Genomic DNA, 14,826 nt, shown 5'->3' on the forward strand with positions numbered 1-14,826 from the left:
GGCGGCGGCCGGGCCCTCTCCTCCCGGCCGCCGCCCACGGCACCCGCCGGCGGTCGTCCCACTCACCAGGCACCGGCGGGCACCTGCGCGGCCGGCCGCGATGGGCCGGGCCGCGAGGTCGTCGTTCCTCAGCGGGCGGCTGCCGGCCGAGGAGGGGTCGCCATGCCCGAACCGATGAAGAAGCTCGGGTGCGGCGGCTGGTTGTACGCGGTGTTCTGCCACGCGATCGCGGTGCGGTACTGGGTGTCCTGCAGCAGCGTGGTGATCCGCCGGTCGGTCGGCACCGGGGTCGAGTAGATCCGCAGCGCCGTGTTGTCGCTCGTGGGCCAGATGACTTCCTCGCGCCAGTCGCCGAGCAGGTCGCCGGAGAGTGAGGGCGTGGACTTGGTGCCGTTGTTCGAGTGCACCCCCGAGGCGGTCAGCAGCCGGGTGTCGCCGGAGGTGCCGTACTTGTCGATGTGGGTGCCGTCCAGGAGTTCCCGTACCGGGTCGGCGTCCCACCAGGCGAGGAAGTTGGTGGAGCTCGGCTTGCGCGACGTCACCACCGCGCCGGACGGGCTGCGGACGCCGTCGGCCAGCGACGACCAGGACTCGGCGCCCGGGCTGCCGGCCCAGATGTCGTCCGAGACGCCGCGGCCGTTGTCCCCGGCGGCCGGCGTCGACCACAGGATCTGACCGGTACGGGCGTCGGCGAACCAGGACGACGGCTTGCTCGCGTCCTCGTCCACCTTGAACACCTCGAGCCCCGGGCGGGCCGGGTCGAGGTCGCCGACGTGCAGGGTGTCGCCGTGGCCGTACCCGGTGTTCCAGAGCCGGGCGCCGTTGTCGTCGATGGCGAGCGAGCCGTACACGATCTCGTCGCGGCCGTCGGCGTCCACGTCGGCGATCGCCAGCTGGTGGTTGCCCTGCCCGGCGGTGCCCGGGTTGGTCGAGCTGTTGCTGTCGAAGGTCCAGCGGCGGGTCAGCGCGCCGTTGCGGAAGTCCCAGGCCACGACCACGCTGCGGGTGTAGTAGCCGCGGGCCATGATGAGGCTGGGCCGTTGCCCGTCCAGGTACGCGGTCCCGGCCAGGAACCGGTCGACGCGGTTGCCGTACGAGTCGCCCCACGACGAGACAGTGCCCCGGGGCGGCACGTAGTCCACCGTGGACAGCGCTGCGCCGGTGCGCCCGTCGAACATCGTCAGGAACTCCGGGCCGCTGAGGATGTACCCGCTGGAGTTGCGGTAATCGGCGTTGGCGTTGCCGATGACCTGCCCGGTGCCCGAGACCGTGGCGTCGGCGGTCTTCATGGCCACCTCGGCGCGGCCGTCGCCGTCGTAGTCGTACACCTGGAACTGGGTGTAGTGCGCGCCGGCCCGGATGTTGCGGCCGAGGTTGATGCGCCACAGCCGGGTGCCGTCGAGCCGGTACGCGTCCACGTACACCGGGTCGGTGACGCCGGACTGCGAGTTGTCCTTGGCGTTCAGCGGCTCCCATTTGAGCACGATCTCCAGGCGCCCGTCGCCGTCCAGGTCGCCGACGCTCGCGTCGTTGGCCGCGTACGCCGAGGGGTCGGGGTTCTGGATCCGTACGTCGTAGTAGCCGTTGGTGAAGCTCAGCGACGGTCCCTCCGCGGCCTGCTCGACGCCGCCGACCACCGCCCGCACCGTGTACGAGGCGCCCGCGGCGGCCCCGGCGTCGAGGTAGTTCGTGGAGCCGGTGACCGGCGTGGAGGTGATCCGGGTGCCGCCGCGGTAGACGTGGAAGCCCACGTCGGACGGGTCGGTGGCGAGCCAGCGCCAGCTGACCAGGTTGCCGCTGCCGGAGCGGACGCTGACGAGGCCGCGGTCGAGCCGTTCCAGCTGTCGCGTGGCGAGCGTGCCGGCGGCCCCGGCGGGCGGGGCGGCGTCGGCGTGCGTGACGGTGAGGCCGGCGCCGAGGACCACGACGGCCGGGACGAGCAGCTTTCCGAGTAGCGACATGTGGGCGTCCGCCAATCGGCAATCGGGGGTTGGGAGCGTTCCCACCATGCCCTGCGCGCAGACCCGAGTCAATCGATTCACGTCTTTTTTTGGGAGCGCTCCCATGTCAGAATGCGGCATTGCCCTTTCACGGTTCAGCTCCATCCCCGGAGGATCCCCATGCATCGACGAACAATCGCCGTCCTGACCGCCGGCACGGCGCTGATGGGCGTCGCGGCCGTGGCTGCAGCGGGGCCGGCCCAGGCAGCGGCGGGGTGCCGGGTCGCCTACAGCGTGACGAACCAGTGGCCCGGCGGCTTCGGCGCCTCGGTCGCGATCACGAACCTCGGCGACCCGGTGACCGCCTGGACGCTGGGCTTCAGCTTCCCGTCCGGGCAGACCGTCACCCAGCTGTGGAACGGGGTGGCGACCCAGTCCGGCGCGGCTGTGACCGTACGCAACGCGAGCTGGAACGGCTCGCTCGGCACGAACGCCACCACGACCGTCGGCTTCAACGGCTCGGGCGCCGGTGCCTCCCCCACCGCGTTCACGCTCAACGGCACCGCCTGCACCGGCTCGGTGCCGTCCTCGCCGTCCACCCCGCCGTCCTCGCCGTCCACCCCGCCGTCCTCGCCCTCGACCCCGCCGCCCGCCGGCCGGGCCGTGAAGATCATGCCGCTGGGCGACTCGATCACCGGCTCCCCCGGCTGCTGGCGGGCACTGCTGTGGCAGCAGCTCCCGGCCGAGCGGGTGGACTTCGTCGGCACGCTGCCCGCGCAGGGATGCGGGTTCCCGTACGACGGGGAGAACGAGGGCCACGGCGGCTTCCTGGCGACCACCGTGGCCGACCAGAACCAGCTGCCCGCCTGGCTCGCAGCGACCACGCCGGACGTGGTGATGATGCACTTCGGCACCAACGACGTGTGGAGCAACCGGCCCACCGCCACGATCCTCGCGGCGTTCACGAAGCTCGTCGGCCAGATGCGCGCGCAGAACCCGGCCATGAAGATCCTGGTCGCGCAGATCATCCCGATGAACCCGCCGACCTGCCCGGAGTGCGCGGCACGCGTCCGTGACCTCAACGCGGCGATCCCGGGCTGGGCCGCCGGGCTGTCCACCGCGGCCTCGCCGATCACGGTCGTCGACCAGTGGACCGGCTTCGACCCGGCCACCGACACCGGCGACGGCGTCCACCCCAACGACGCCGGCAACCGCAAGATCGCCGGCCGGTGGCTGCCCGCCGTGCAGGCAGCCATCTCCTGACCGCGGCTGGGGGCGCGGCGCTCGCTGCGCCCCCTGGCCCACTTGACCGCGAGCTAGGTGCGCAGCCACGCCCCCTGGCTCACTTGACAGCCATCTCGCCCAGCTCGGACCAGTCGTCCTGCTCGATGTTCTGGCTGACGATCCGCGGGGTGGACCGCAGGTGCGGCGGCAGGTCCCGCTGCGCCTGCTTGAAGTGCGCGGAGTTGACGTGCGCAGCGCCCGCGTCGCCGTCACGGAACGCCTCGACCAGCACATACTCGTTCGGGTCGTCGACGCTGCGGGACCAGTCGAACCACAGGCAGCCCGGTTCCGCGCGGGTCGCGCGGGTGAACGCACCGGCGATCTCCGGCCACCGGTCGGCGTCCTCGGGCTTGATCTGGAACTTCGCGGTAATGAAGATCATCGTTCGTCCTCTCCTCGTGCCGTCACCGCACGACGGGTCCCGCCGGCAGGGCGGCGGGCCGTCACCCGGTCCATCTTGCCGAGGAGACCGCGGACGCGCTCGGCCACCGCGCGGCCGGGCCACCACCAGCAGCGCGAGACACCACCGCGCGGACCGGCCACCACCAGCAGCAGCGCGGAGACATCACCGCGCGGACCGGCCGTCGCCGGCGGCGCGACGCGGCCGGGTCGCGGGCAAATCGGTGGCCGGGTCGTAGGCTCGCACGGTTGACTCGAGCGTCACGAGGAGCCGCCCGGCACCGGCCGGGCCGACGTGAGGGAGCCGCATGCCGAGGGAGACCGGTCGCACGGTCATCGCGTCCAACCGCAAGGCGCGCCACGACTACGCGATCCTGAAGACGTACGAGGCGGGCATCGTGCTGGCCGGCACCGAGGTGAAGTCGCTGCGCGCCGGGTACGCCTCGATCGTCGACGCGTTCGCGCAGGAGCACGAGGGCGAGCTCATGCTCTACAACCTGCACATCGCCGAGTACGGCTTCGGCTCGTGGACCAACCACGCGCCGCGGCGTACCCGCAAGCTGCTGCTGCACCGCGTCGAGATCGAGCGCATCCTCGACAAGCTGCGCGAGCCCGGCATCGCGCTCGTGCCGCTGTCGCTGTACTTCAACGACGGCTGGGCGAAGGTCGAGCTCGCGCTGGCCAAGGGTAAACGCGAGTACGACAAGCGCCAGGCGATCGCCGAGCGCGACGCCAACCGGGAGATCGCCCGGGCCCTGGGACGCCACCTGAAGGGGCGCAGCCGGCACTGATCCGTGACACCGGGTACTGGCTCTCTCACCTGCCACCGGAGCAGGCTTGGATCCCGCCCGGCGACACCGGCGGCGGGCCGACGCACGTCGACCCGCTGAACCCCGACCGTCTGTGCCTCCCCGGCGACCCGGGCGACCCGACGGACGGCGACTGCTCGGGTCTCCGTGCTGACGCTGCCCCGCGCCGCCCCGGAGACCAGGTCGGTGCCGGACCCGCAGGTCCCCGCCGGAGAGCTGACGGAGGCCGTCGTGGGCGGGCGCCGGGTCAGCGTGCACCGCCCGGCGGCCACCGACCGGGCGGGCGCGCCGGCGCTGATCGTCTTCGACGGCCACCTGGCCCGCACCGCGCTCGCGAATCCGGTGACCTCGACAACCTCGTCGCGGCCGGCCGGATCCCGCCGCTCGTGACGGTCTTCGTGCACGGCACGGACGCCACCCGCGACGCCGACCTGGCCCCGTCGTCGCCGGTGGCCACCCGCTTCGTGCTGCGCAAGCTGATGCCGTGGGCGCGGCGGGCGTACGGGCTGAGCCCGTACCCCCGCGACGTCGGCGTGGCCGGGGTGTCCCTCGGCGGCCTGGCCGCCGCCCACCTGGCGCTGCAGGCGCCCGAGGCCGTCGGCGCGGTGATCGCCCAGTCGGGCAGCTTCTGGTGGCCCGCCCCGAGCGCCGGCGAGCCGGAGTGGCTCACCCGCGAGTACGCCGCCCGCCCCCGCGCCGACCTGCGCTTCTATCTGGACGCCGGGGACCGGGAGACCGAGCCGGGCCGCGGCGGCGAGCCGAGCTTGCTGGCGGCGACCCGGCGCCTGCGCGACGTCCTGCGCGCCAAGGGCTACCCGGTGACGTACGCGGAATACCCCGGCGGCCACGACTACGTGAACTGGCGCCGCACCTTCGCCGACGCGCTGATCGCCGTCTTCGGCTCCTGATCGGAGGCTCTCGTGCTGATCGGTTGAATGCCGGCCGTCAGCCGCCGTCCAGGGGGAGTTCGGCGGCCTCCCCGGTCACCGGGCGCGCCGAATGCTCCGGTGCCGGCCGTTCCGGCGCCGCCGTGCGTGTGTAGCGGCCCTGCTGACGGGTCACCGGCAGCGCGATGAGGTGGATCGGCGGGGGCGGCTCGGCGATGCGGCCCGGGCCCCACCGGATCCAGCACGGGATGCGGCCCTCCTCCGCCTCCGCCAGCAGCTTCTCCACGGTGCGCCGGCGGTCGGTGTGGTCCACCTCGACGACGATCGGCGGCGCGGACGGGCGGGCCAGCGCCACGTCGAGCACGGAGTGCTGCCGGTCCAGCGGCGGCGGCAGCCGGACCACGCTGGGCGCCCGGCGGTAGACGCGCCAGCCCCGTTCCTCGCCCCAGGCCACGACCGCGTCGATGATCAGGGCGGTGACCCGCTCCTGGGTGAGGTCCCGGAACTCCAGCGCGGCGAGGCGGTCGGCCAGATCCTCCATCCCGGGCAGCCTAGTGCCCGCCCCGGCGCACCAATCCTCCGGCGCCGAGCCACCGGTTCAGGGCGTCGCGCAGGCCGGCCCGGTCGTCACCCTCCCAGGCGACGTACGTGTCCGGCCGCAGCAGCATCGCCGTCGCGAGCCCCGGCACCGCCACGACGTCCAGCCGGTCCGCCCACTCCCCCGCGTCGAACCCGCCGCCCGCGCCGTCGTCCGGGATGAGCAGCAATGACCGGCCGGTACGGGTCAGCTCGCTCAGGCCGGGCAGGTCCGGGGCGGCGCGGCCGACGTGCGGGCCGGTCGCCGTACCCATGTCGTAGCGGACGTCGGTGCCGGCCAGCAGGTCCGCGATGTGCCTGCGGACGGCGGGCAGGGCGAGCAGTTCGCCGAAGAGCTCGCGCAGCGCGGTGACCTGGCTGCCGGGCGCGATGAGCGCCGACTGGGCCTGGGTGTGCATCGTGACCCGCTCGGCGACCGGGCGGCGCTCCGACTCGTACGTGTCCAGCAGCCCTTCCGGCGCCCGCCCGTGCAGGTCGGCGGCGAGCTTCCACCCGAGGTTCAGCGCATCCTGCAGGCCCAGGTTGAGACCCGGGCCACCGATGGCCGGGTGCACGTGCGCCGCGTCGCCGAGCAGCAGGACCCGGCCGTCCCGGTACCGCTCGGCCAGCCGCGTGTTGCCCCCGGACAGCCGCCGCAGCACGTGCGGGCCCGCACCCGTGGGCGGCCCGAGGGGCACGCCGGCGCCGAGGACCCGCCGTACGCTGGCCGCCAGGTCGGCCAGGGACGGCTCGCCATCGGCCGGCCGGTCCCACTCCATCGTGGACAGCAGCGGCGCCCGGCCGGGCATGACGCCCCACACGACGAGGCCGCGTTCCGTTCGGATGTGCCGCAGCGGCGGCACCACCCCGTAGCCGGGCACGATCAGGCCGCCGTCCGCACCGATCATTTCCGCGGGCACGCTGACGTGCGCGGCGCGGGAGACCACGCGATCGTCGGTCGCGCCGGGGAAGCCGATCCCGGCGAGTTTGCGGACGACGCTGTGGCCGCCGTCCGCGCCGACCAGATACCGGGCCTCGAGCGGCGGACGGTCACGCAGCTGCACCGTCACGGACCCGTCGGTGCGGGTGAAGCCGGTGACCTCGTACCCGTGCCGGATGTCGGCGCCGAGCTCGGCCGCACGCTGGCGCAGCATCCGCTCGATCCGGTGCTGCGGCACCATCAGCGTGTAGACGGCGTTGTCCGGCACGTCGCGCAGGTCGAGCGGGAACGCACCGAACAGGAACCCGGGCGCGGGCTGCGGCGGCCCGCCGGTGTCCGCGAGGCGCTCGTACAGGCCGCGGCGGTGCAGCATCCGCACCACCTGCCCGACCAGGCCGTTGGCGCGCTGCTCGGTGCCGGGCCCGGTGCGGCGCTCCAGCACGACCGGGCGGACGCCCGCCAGGGCGAGCTCGCAAGCGAGCATGAGGCCGTTCGGCCCGGCGCCGGCGATGACGACGTCCATGGTGGATTCCTTTCGAAGGTACGGGTCATCCGCCCGTGGCCGGGCTTCCCGGCAACCCGCCTCAGAGCGGCTGGGACGCTCCCGCCGCCGGCAGCTTCAGCGGGCTCGGGGAGTCCGCCGCCGGCAGGGTCAGCGAGGCTCGGGAAGTCCCGCCGCGACCATGGCGAAGCCCTCGGCGAGCAGGCGCTCGGCCGGGGCGGATGCGCCCGTGCGCAGGTGGTGGGTGGTGGCGGTGTCGACGACGGCCAGCACGGCGGCCGCCACGAGATGCGGATAGAGGTCGATGCCCGGGTCGGTGCCCGTACGCCCGGCGACCGCCGCGGCGATCTCCTCCCGGGCGGCCGCGCCCGCCCGCAGCATCTCGCCCTGCAGCGCGGGCTCGGAGACCATGACGCGCAGGCCGGCGGCCCACTGGACCGGGTCGGGCACGGGATGCGCGACCACCTCGGGGCCGGGCTCGAACCCGGCCAGGGCGGCCCCGGCGAGCGCATCCCAGAGCGGTTCCGCGGGCGGGCGGCGCCGGACCTCCGCCGCGAACCGCAGGAGCCGGTCGAGGTGCCGCGACGTGATGGCCTCGGCCTTGCTCGAGAAGTAGTTGTTGAACGTCCGGGGCGAGACCCCCGCCGCCGCGGCGATGTCCTCGACCCGGAGGGCGTCGTACCCGCGCTCCACGGTGAGCCGGATCGCCGCCCAGCTCAGAGCGGCCCGCGTCTCAGCCTTCTTCCGTTCGCGCAACCCCATACCGACGACGCTACGCAAACTCTGCGTGGTACGCAATATTTCGTGGCACGCAACTTTTGTGGTCGACCCGGCCCGGTGACGCCGGCGGGCCGTACCGACGGATGGCACCGACATGGAGGGACCACCATGCAGGGATCCACCGGACCGGAACCCGACGACCGGGTCGCGCAGGCCGCACCGCCCGACTGGCCCGCACCCGGCACTCCGCTGCCCGGGGACGAGCCCACCCAGGAACTCCCCGTGATCACCGCGGCGACGGCGCCGCCCGAGGCCGCCTGGACCGGAGCGACCCTGGCGCGGGCCGCGCTGTCCCTCGCCCTCACCGGACGCCCATCGACCCCTACCGCTCTGTCCGGCACGTCAGGGTCAGATCGCTCACCGGACGCTCCCCGCCCGTCGCCCTCAGGTCCTTCGTCCGACGCGCAGGGCCCGGCGCCGTCAGATCGCTCACCCGACGCCCTCGCCCCGTCGCCCTCTGAGTGGTGGCCCGGCGCTCCGTCGGCCGCCCAGCCGTCGCCGGTCCCGGCTGGAACGGACCCGTGGGCCGCCGGCCCGCCGGGCCCGGCACCCTCGTCCGCCGACGTCCCGGGCGCGGCCGCCGGGCCGCCGGGCCGCCGGTGGCTGGTCGCGGCCGGCATCGCCGCCGTCGCGCTCGTCCTCACCGGCGCGACCGTGCTCGCGCTGAGCCGCCACGACCCGGCGCCGCGCCCGTGGGGCCCACCCGCGGCCGCGGCGGCAGCGCACACGGTGACCGGCGCGCTGGGCGGGCGTACCGCCGCCGCCTTCGACCTGGTCGACGGCGCCAGGACGATCACGCTGCGGACCGCCGACCTCGGCAACACGCTCTACCGCGTCAGCACACCGGCCGGCAGCGCGGTGTCGCCCCGCGCGGACGAGAGTGACGGGCGGATCCGGCTGCGCCTCGACGGGGACGCGGACGCGGTCGACGTCGCGCTCAGCACGCGGGTGCGGTGGGACCTGCGGGTGGGCGGCGGCGCCGACAGCAGCACCATCGACCTCACCGGCGGGCGGGTCGGCGGGGTCGACCTCAGCGGCGGCGCGAGCCGGATCATGCTCACGCTGCCCCGGCCGGACGGGACGCTGACCGTACGGATGTCCGGCGGCGTGAGCCTGTTCGACGTACGGACCGCCGGGGCGGCGCCGGTGCGCGTGCAGGTGGGCCGCGGGGCGGGGTCGGTGATGCTCGGCGGGCGTACGCACCGCGGCGTGGCGGCCGGGCAGACGTTCACCACCCGGTCGTGGACGGACACCGCCGACCGGGTCGACGTGCAGGCGGTGGCCGGTCTCGCCGCACTGACCGTCGCGCCTACCGGCGGGTAATGACAGGATGCGGGCATGACATCCCTCGATCCCGCGGTCGCCCGGGAGGCCTGGCGGCTCGCCGAGCCCCTGCACTCGATGGTCTACTTCGTCCCCGAGGCCGCCGAGCGGTACGAGGCCCTCGGCATCTCCGCCGGCGCCGGCTACTTCGCCAGCCGTGGCGGGGTCTTCGGCGCGGTCGGCCCCGGCCCGGTCGTGGCGACGTTCTACAACTTCCGGGCCGACCGGGTGGCCCGGTTCCTCCCGGCGATCTGGGCGACGGTGACCCCGGAGGCGGCGATCGCGGCCCGCCTCGCCGCGGCGGACACCGCCCTGCACCGGGGTCTCGGCGACACCCTGCGCGCCGCCGAGGTCGCGGAAGCGGCGGCCCTGGCACGGCGCGCGGCCGAGTCGGCGACGGCGCACCTGGCGGGCCGCCCGCTGTACGCCGCCCACGCCGAGCTGGAGTGGCCCAAGGAGCCGCACCTGGTGCTGTGGCACGCACAGATGCTGCTGCGCGAGTTCCGCGGCGACGGTCACGTGGCGGCGCTGCTGCTGGCCGGGATCACCGGACTGCAGTCGATGATCCTGCACGCGGCGTCCGGTCAGGCCGACGGCGGCTTCCTGCGCGCCAGCCGCGGATGGAGCCGCGAGGAGTGGGCGGCCGAGACCGAGTCGCTGCGCTCCCGCGGGCTGATGGCCGGCGACGAGCTCACCGGTGAGGGCCACGAGCTGCGCGCGCGCCTGGAGGCGGAGACCGACCGGCTGGCGGCGCCCGCGTACGAGGTGCTCGGCGCCGACGGCTGCGTACGGCTGGCCGAGCTCGCCCGGCCGCTGAGCCGCACGCTGGTCAAGGCCGGTTTCCTCAGCGGCGCGGCACCGGGCCGCCGCCGGTAGACGTCGATGTGACCGGCGTGACGGCGGTTCAGGTGCGAGGCGGGTGGGGCACTCCCCTATGATGCGCGCTACATCTTCACCCGAAGCCGTCCGGAGGCATGCAGTGGCATCGTTCCTCTCCCTCGTTGCCGGGCTGGTGGTCGGCGTGCTCGCCGGCTGGCTGCTGCGGGGACGCCAGGTCACCGCCAGGTCCGCGGAGCCCGGTCCCGCCGCGGCCGCGCAGCCCGCCGAGCCACCCGCCGGCCGCCCGGCCGGGTCCGCGGTCCCGGAGCCGCGCCCGGCGGAGGCCGACGCCGAGCCGGAGCCCGAGCCGGAGCCCGAGCTCGAGCCGGTTCCGGTCGCCGCCGAGCCGGTGGCCGCCGAGCCGGTGGCCGCCGCGGAGCCGAAGCCGTCCCCGGTCGCCGTGGCCACGCGCCCGGAGCCGACCGCGGTGGCCGTCGCACCCGAGCCCGTCGCCGTCAGCACCGAACCGGTCGCGCCCGAGCCGGTCACCCCGGCACCGGCGGCCGTGGCCGTCGCCGACCCGGTCGCCGAGCCGGCCCTCGCCGAGGAGCCGGCACCCGTTGCCGAGCCGGCAGCGGCACCGGTCACCGTTCCCACGCCCGAGTCGGTGGCCGCCGCTGTCCCGGAGCCCGTGGCCGAGCCGGTCACCGAGCCGGTCATCGAGCCGGTCGGGGCCGCCGAAGCCACGGTCGCGGCCGAGCCGGTCGGCGCGGGGCCGGATCACGAGCCCGACGACCTCACCCGGATCGCCGGCATCGGCCCGAAGATGGCGATGGCCCTGGCCGCCGGCGGCATCACCACCTTCGAGCAGCTGGCCGCCGCCGACGCGGTCACGCTGAAGGCCACCATCACCGCCGCGGGGATGCGGCTCGCGCCGAGCCTCGGCACGTGGCCGGACAGGGCGCGCGCCCTCATCGGCAGCTGACTCAGCGGCTCACGCACCACCCGTGCCCGCCCGGACGACCGGGCGGGCATGCTGCTGTATGGGCGTGGCAGGCCGCCACTGTGACCTAGTTGCCAATACTATGCAATAACCATGGGCTCCCAATATGCTGGCCCGTACCGAGGCAGCCTGGGGAGGCTCGATGGACACAATGGCGATGCACATCGCCAACGGGATCGTGAACGGCCCGGTGTCGGCGGTGTTCGCGGCCTTCGCCGCCGCCGCGCTCACGTTCTGCGTGTGGCGGGCCCGCGCCGACCTCGACGACCGGCTCGCGCCGATGGCGGGGCTCGTGGCGGCGTTCATCTTCGCCGTGCAGATGCTCAACTTCCAGGTGCTGCCCGGCGTCTCCGGCCACCTGCTCGGCGGCACCCTGGCGGTGATCCTCGTCGGCCCGTGGGTGGGCGCGCTGTGCGTCTCCACCGTGCTGATCGTCCAGTGCCTGCTGTTCGCCGACGGCGGGCTCACCGCGCTCGGGCTGAACATCACCAACATGGCCCTGCTCGGCACGGCGGCCGGTTACCTGCTGGTGGCGGGGCTGCTGCGGATCCTGCCCAAGACGCCGGCCGGACTGGGCGTGACCGCCTTCGCCGCGTCCGTGGTGAGCGTCGTCATCGCCTCCCAGGGCTTCGTCGCCGAATACTGGCTGGGCGGCACCACACAGCTGTCGCTGCCCGCGATCGCCGGCACCATGGCCGGCGTGCACACGCTGATCGGCATCGGCGAGGGACTGATCGCGGCGACGACCGTCATGACCGTGGCCCGCGTACGCCCCGACCTGGTCTACGCGCTGCGCCGGTTCCGCAAGGCGCCCGTGGCCGAGCCCGTACCCGTGGGCGGAGGCGCCGCATGAGCAAGCGACTCGGATGGTTCCTCGCCGGCGGCCTGCTCGTCGCCCTGCTGCTGGCCGGCGTGGTGAGCGCGTTCGCCTCCGGCAGCCCGGACGGGCTGGACGCCACGGCCCGGCAGGGCTGCACGTTCGACGCCGAGGGCCGGATCACCGGTGGCACGTGCATGGCGCAGAAGGAGCAGGACCACCAGCTGAACGGCAGCCCGCTGGCCGGGTACGGCATCCGCGGCCTCGGCGACGACGCGCTGTCCACCGGGCTGTCGGGCGTGCTCGGCGTGCTGGTGACGTTCGGGATCGGCGCCGGCCTCTTCCGCCTCGTGCGCCGCCGCCCCGCCCCGCAGGCCGGCCCACGCCCCGCCGACCCGGGCCGCGCCGACGGCACCGCACGGACGGAAGCCGAGGTCTAGTGGGCGCCGGCCACGCCCACCCGCTGCACCTGGACCGCCCCAGCGCGGTGCACCGGCTCCCGCCCGAGGTGAAGATCCTCGCCACGCTGCTCTTCACCATCGTGGTCGTGCTGACCCCGCGGGAGGAGTTCCCGGCCTTCGGCGGGTACGCGCTGCTGCTCGCGGCCGTCGCGGTGCTCGCACGCGTACCCCTGGGATGGTTGGCCAAGCGCGCCAGCATCGAGCTGCCGTTCGTGCTGCTCGCCGTCGCCCTGCCGTTCGCCGGGCACGGCGAGCGGGTCGGCTGGCTCGGCATGTCGCTGTCCGTCGACGGGCTGTACGGCGCGTGGAACATCGTCGCCAAGGGCACGCTCGGCGTCGTGGCGTCGCTGCTGCTCGCCGCCTCCACCACCATGCGGGACCTGATCCTGGGCCTGGACCGGCTGCGCGTGCCGTCGGTGTTCACCCAGATCGCCACGTTCATGCTGCGCTACCTCGACATCCTGGCCGAGGACGCGCGGCGCATGCGGATCGCCCGGCTCTCGCGCGGCTACGATCCGAGGTTCCTGTGGCAGGTCAAGGCGTTCGCGGTCAGCGTGGGGTCGCTGTTCCTGCGGGCGTACGAGCGCGGTGAGAGGGTCTACCTGGCGATGGTGTCGCGGGGATACGACGGGCGGCTGCCCCGTCCCGAGACCGGGGGCGCGACGGCCGCCCAGTGGGCACAGTCGGCGGCCCTGCCGGCGGCGGCGGTCGCCGTCGCACTCACGGCGGCGCTCCAGTGACCGCAGGGCTGCAGGTGTCGGGGCTGACGTATGCGTACCCGGACGGCAGCGTGGCCCTGCGCGGGGTGGACCTGACCGTCGCCGAGGGCGAGCGCGTGGCGCTGCTCGGGCCGAACGGGGCCGGCAAGACGACGCTGGTGCTGCACCTCAACGGCGTGCTGCACGGCGGGGCCGGCACGGTCGAGGTCGGCGGCCTGCGGGTGGAGGCGCGGGACCGGGCCCGGCTCGCAGAGATCCGCCGCCGCGTGGGCATCGTCTTCCAGGACCCCGACGACCAGCTGTTCATGCCGACGGTGGCCGAGGACGTGGCGTTCGGCCCGGCCAACCTGGGACTGCGCGGCACGGAGCTGAGCGAGCGCGTGGACGAGGCGCTCGCGGCGGTCGGCATGACGGAGCACCGCGAGCAGGTGCCGCACCACCTGTCGTTCGGGCAGCGCCGGCGCGTCGCCGTGGCCACGGTGCTGGCGATGCGCCCGCAGCTGCTGGTGCTCGACGAGCCGTCGTCCAACCTGGACCCGGCGAGCCGGCGTGAGCTCGCCGAGATCCTGCAACGGCTGCCGGTGACCGTGCTGATGGTGACGCACGACCTGCCGTACGCGATGCAGCTCTGCCCCCGCTCGGTGATCCTCGACGGCGGCCGGATCGCGGCCGACGGCCCGACCGCCGACCTGCTCGCGGACGCGGAGCTGCTGGCGGCGCACCGGCTGGAGCTGCCGTACGGTTTCCATCCCGTACGCCCCTGAGCCGATTGCGGACGGGAAGTGACCGGTAGGAGCCCTACGGTCGGGGCATGACTTCGACGACTCCCGACGGATACACCACCGTCGCCCCGTGGATCGTGACGCCCGACACCGGCCTGCTGCTCGATTTCGTCGCCGCCACCTTCGAGGGCGTGGAGCTCGGCCGGGTGCCGCTCGAGGACGGCTCCATCGGGCACGCCGAGATCCGGGTGGGCGACACCGTCGTTCTCGCGTTCGACCGGCGGCCCGGCTGGCCGGAGATGCCCGCGCTGCTGCGGGTCTTCGTCGCGGACGCCGACGCCACAATGCGACGGGCGCAGGCGGCGGGCGCGCGGGTCGTCACCGCCGCGGCCACGCAAGCGTTCGGCCAGCGCGGCGGCCGGGTGCGGGACCCGTTCGGCAACATCTGGTGGGTGAGCTCGGTGGTCGAGGACGTCACCCCGGAGGAAGGCATGCGCCGGCTCGGCGAGCCCGCGTACGCCGAGGCGATGCGCGACGCGCAGGAGTCCCTCGACCGGGAGCTGGGGGGAGTGTCCGGCGCCGTCAGCCGGGTCCGGGGTGTCTCCCCGGCCTGACGGCATCCGGCCGGGTCAGGCCGCGGTGGTCCCGTCGGCGTCGGTGGCGCCGTCGTGGCCCGCGGGCGCCGGCTCGAACGGGTGCCGCAGCCGCCACATGGCCTCGTCGCTGTGGTCGGTGTCGACCGCCGGGGCGCCGTCGTCGCCGGCGGCGCCGGCCCGGAACTGCGGATTGATGCTGTGCTCGATGGCCATGTGGTCCTGTCCGTCTCGTGGATGATGGAACGCGTC

At 74.6% G+C, this 14,826-nt stretch carries 18 protein-coding genes; 12 read left to right on the top strand and 6 right to left on the bottom strand.

Annotated features, from left to right (window positions below):
- Window positions 1-128: 128 nt before the first annotated feature.
- Complete coding sequence (locus COUCH_RS24050) at window positions 129-1,961, bottom strand: rhamnogalacturonan lyase (protein ID WP_249607452.1); 1,833 nt, start codon at window positions 1,959-1,961, stop codon at window positions 129-131.
- 159 nt (window positions 1,962-2,120) lie between these two features.
- On the opposite strand from COUCH_RS24050, the gene COUCH_RS24055 reads away from it, so the two are divergent.
- The gene (locus COUCH_RS24055) at window positions 2,121-3,203 is read left to right on the top strand and encodes a cellulose binding domain-containing protein (RefSeq protein WP_249607453.1); all 1,083 of its coding nucleotides are present in this window, start codon (window positions 2,121-2,123) and stop codon (window positions 3,201-3,203) included.
- A 79-nt stretch (window positions 3,204-3,282) separates the two neighbouring features.
- On the opposite strand, the gene COUCH_RS24060 is transcribed toward COUCH_RS24055, so the two are convergent.
- A complete protein-coding gene (locus tag COUCH_RS24060; protein ID WP_249607454.1) occupies window positions 3,283-3,606 on the bottom strand; it encodes a putative quinol monooxygenase in 324 nt (107 codons plus the stop codon).
- A gap of 325 nt (window positions 3,607-3,931) precedes the next feature.
- Here COUCH_RS24060 and smpB point away from each other — a divergent pair, with 325 nt between their 5' ends.
- The 3 genes from smpB to COUCH_RS24075 all read left to right on the top strand — a co-directional run bounded on the left by smpB (window position 3,932) and on the right by COUCH_RS24075 (window position 5,340).
- Window positions 3,932-4,414, top strand: a complete 483-nt coding sequence (gene smpB / locus COUCH_RS24065; protein WP_249607455.1) for an SsrA-binding protein SmpB — start codon at window positions 3,932-3,934, stop codon at window positions 4,412-4,414.
- A 165-nt stretch (window positions 4,415-4,579) separates the two neighbouring features.
- A complete protein-coding gene (locus tag COUCH_RS24070; RefSeq protein WP_249607456.1) occupies window positions 4,580-4,822 on the top strand; it encodes a hypothetical protein in 243 nt (80 codons plus the stop codon).
- Window positions 4,819-5,340 (top strand): alpha/beta hydrolase, encoded by a 522-nt coding sequence (locus tag COUCH_RS24075; protein WP_249607457.1) that lies wholly within the window; start codon window positions 4,819-4,821, stop codon window positions 5,338-5,340. The genes COUCH_RS24070 and COUCH_RS24075 overlap by 4 nt, the downstream gene beginning before the upstream one ends.
- Before the next feature lie 37 nt (window positions 5,341-5,377).
- Here COUCH_RS24075 and COUCH_RS24080 read toward each other — a convergent pair whose 3' ends face one another.
- From COUCH_RS24080 to COUCH_RS24090, 3 genes are all read right to left on the bottom strand, one after another.
- On the bottom strand, window positions 5,378-5,860 hold the full coding sequence (locus COUCH_RS24080) for a hypothetical protein (RefSeq protein ID WP_249607458.1): 483 nt from the start codon (window positions 5,858-5,860) through the stop codon (window positions 5,378-5,380).
- A 10-nt stretch (window positions 5,861-5,870) separates the two neighbouring features.
- Complete coding sequence (locus tag COUCH_RS24085; protein ID WP_249607459.1) at window positions 5,871-7,358, bottom strand: FAD-dependent monooxygenase; 1,488 nt, start codon at window positions 7,356-7,358, stop codon at window positions 5,871-5,873.
- 129 nt (window positions 7,359-7,487) lie between these two features.
- Complete coding sequence (locus COUCH_RS24090) at window positions 7,488-8,099, bottom strand: TetR/AcrR family transcriptional regulator (protein WP_249607460.1); 612 nt, start codon at window positions 8,097-8,099, stop codon at window positions 7,488-7,490.
- A gap of 126 nt (window positions 8,100-8,225) precedes the next feature.
- On the opposite strand from COUCH_RS24090, the gene COUCH_RS24095 reads away from it, so the two are divergent.
- From COUCH_RS24095 to COUCH_RS24130, 8 genes are all read left to right on the top strand, one after another.
- Window positions 8,226-9,440 carry a hypothetical protein gene (locus COUCH_RS24095; protein WP_249607461.1) on the top strand — a complete coding sequence of 405 codons (1,215 nt, stop codon included), beginning with the start codon at window positions 8,226-8,228 and terminating at the stop codon, window positions 9,438-9,440.
- Between the two features lie 15 nt (window positions 9,441-9,455).
- Window positions 9,456-10,316, top strand: a complete 861-nt coding sequence (locus tag COUCH_RS24100; protein WP_249607462.1) for an SCO6745 family protein — start codon at window positions 9,456-9,458, stop codon at window positions 10,314-10,316.
- Window positions 10,317-10,419: 103 nt separating this feature from the next.
- Window positions 10,420-11,244 (top strand): helix-hairpin-helix domain-containing protein, encoded by an 825-nt coding sequence (locus COUCH_RS24105; protein ID WP_249607463.1) that lies wholly within the window; start codon window positions 10,420-10,422, stop codon window positions 11,242-11,244.
- Window positions 11,245-11,404: 160 nt separating this feature from the next.
- Window positions 11,405-12,115, top strand: coding sequence for an energy-coupling factor ABC transporter permease (locus tag COUCH_RS24110; RefSeq protein WP_249607464.1), 711 nt, complete (start codon window positions 11,405-11,407; stop codon window positions 12,113-12,115).
- A complete protein-coding gene (locus tag COUCH_RS24115) occupies window positions 12,112-12,519 on the top strand; it encodes a PDGLE domain-containing protein (protein WP_249607465.1) in 408 nt (135 codons plus the stop codon). Before COUCH_RS24110 ends, COUCH_RS24115 begins: the two co-directional genes overlap by 4 nt.
- Window positions 12,519-13,280 carry a cobalt ECF transporter T component CbiQ gene (cbiQ, locus tag COUCH_RS24120; protein ID WP_249607466.1) on the top strand — a complete coding sequence of 254 codons (762 nt, stop codon included), beginning with the start codon at window positions 12,519-12,521 and terminating at the stop codon, window positions 13,278-13,280. Before COUCH_RS24115 ends, cbiQ begins: the two co-directional genes overlap by 1 nt.
- Window positions 13,277-14,023 carry an energy-coupling factor ABC transporter ATP-binding protein gene (locus COUCH_RS24125; RefSeq protein ID WP_249607467.1) on the top strand — a complete coding sequence of 249 codons (747 nt, stop codon included), beginning with the start codon at window positions 13,277-13,279 and terminating at the stop codon, window positions 14,021-14,023. Before cbiQ ends, COUCH_RS24125 begins: the two co-directional genes overlap by 4 nt.
- Window positions 14,024-14,070: 47 nt before the next feature.
- On the top strand, window positions 14,071-14,595 hold the full coding sequence (locus tag COUCH_RS24130) for a VOC family protein (RefSeq protein ID WP_249607468.1): 525 nt from the start codon (window positions 14,071-14,073) through the stop codon (window positions 14,593-14,595).
- Window positions 14,596-14,610: 15 nt separating this feature from the next.
- Here COUCH_RS24130 and COUCH_RS24135 read toward each other — a convergent pair whose 3' ends face one another.
- Window positions 14,611-14,790, bottom strand: coding sequence for a hypothetical protein (locus tag COUCH_RS24135; RefSeq protein WP_249607469.1), 180 nt, complete (start codon window positions 14,788-14,790; stop codon window positions 14,611-14,613).
- Window positions 14,791-14,826: the final 36 nt, after the last annotated feature.

It is taken from the genome of Couchioplanes caeruleus (genome assembly GCF_023499255.1).
Lineage (GTDB): Bacteria > Actinomycetota > Actinomycetes > Mycobacteriales > Micromonosporaceae > Actinoplanes > Actinoplanes caeruleus_A.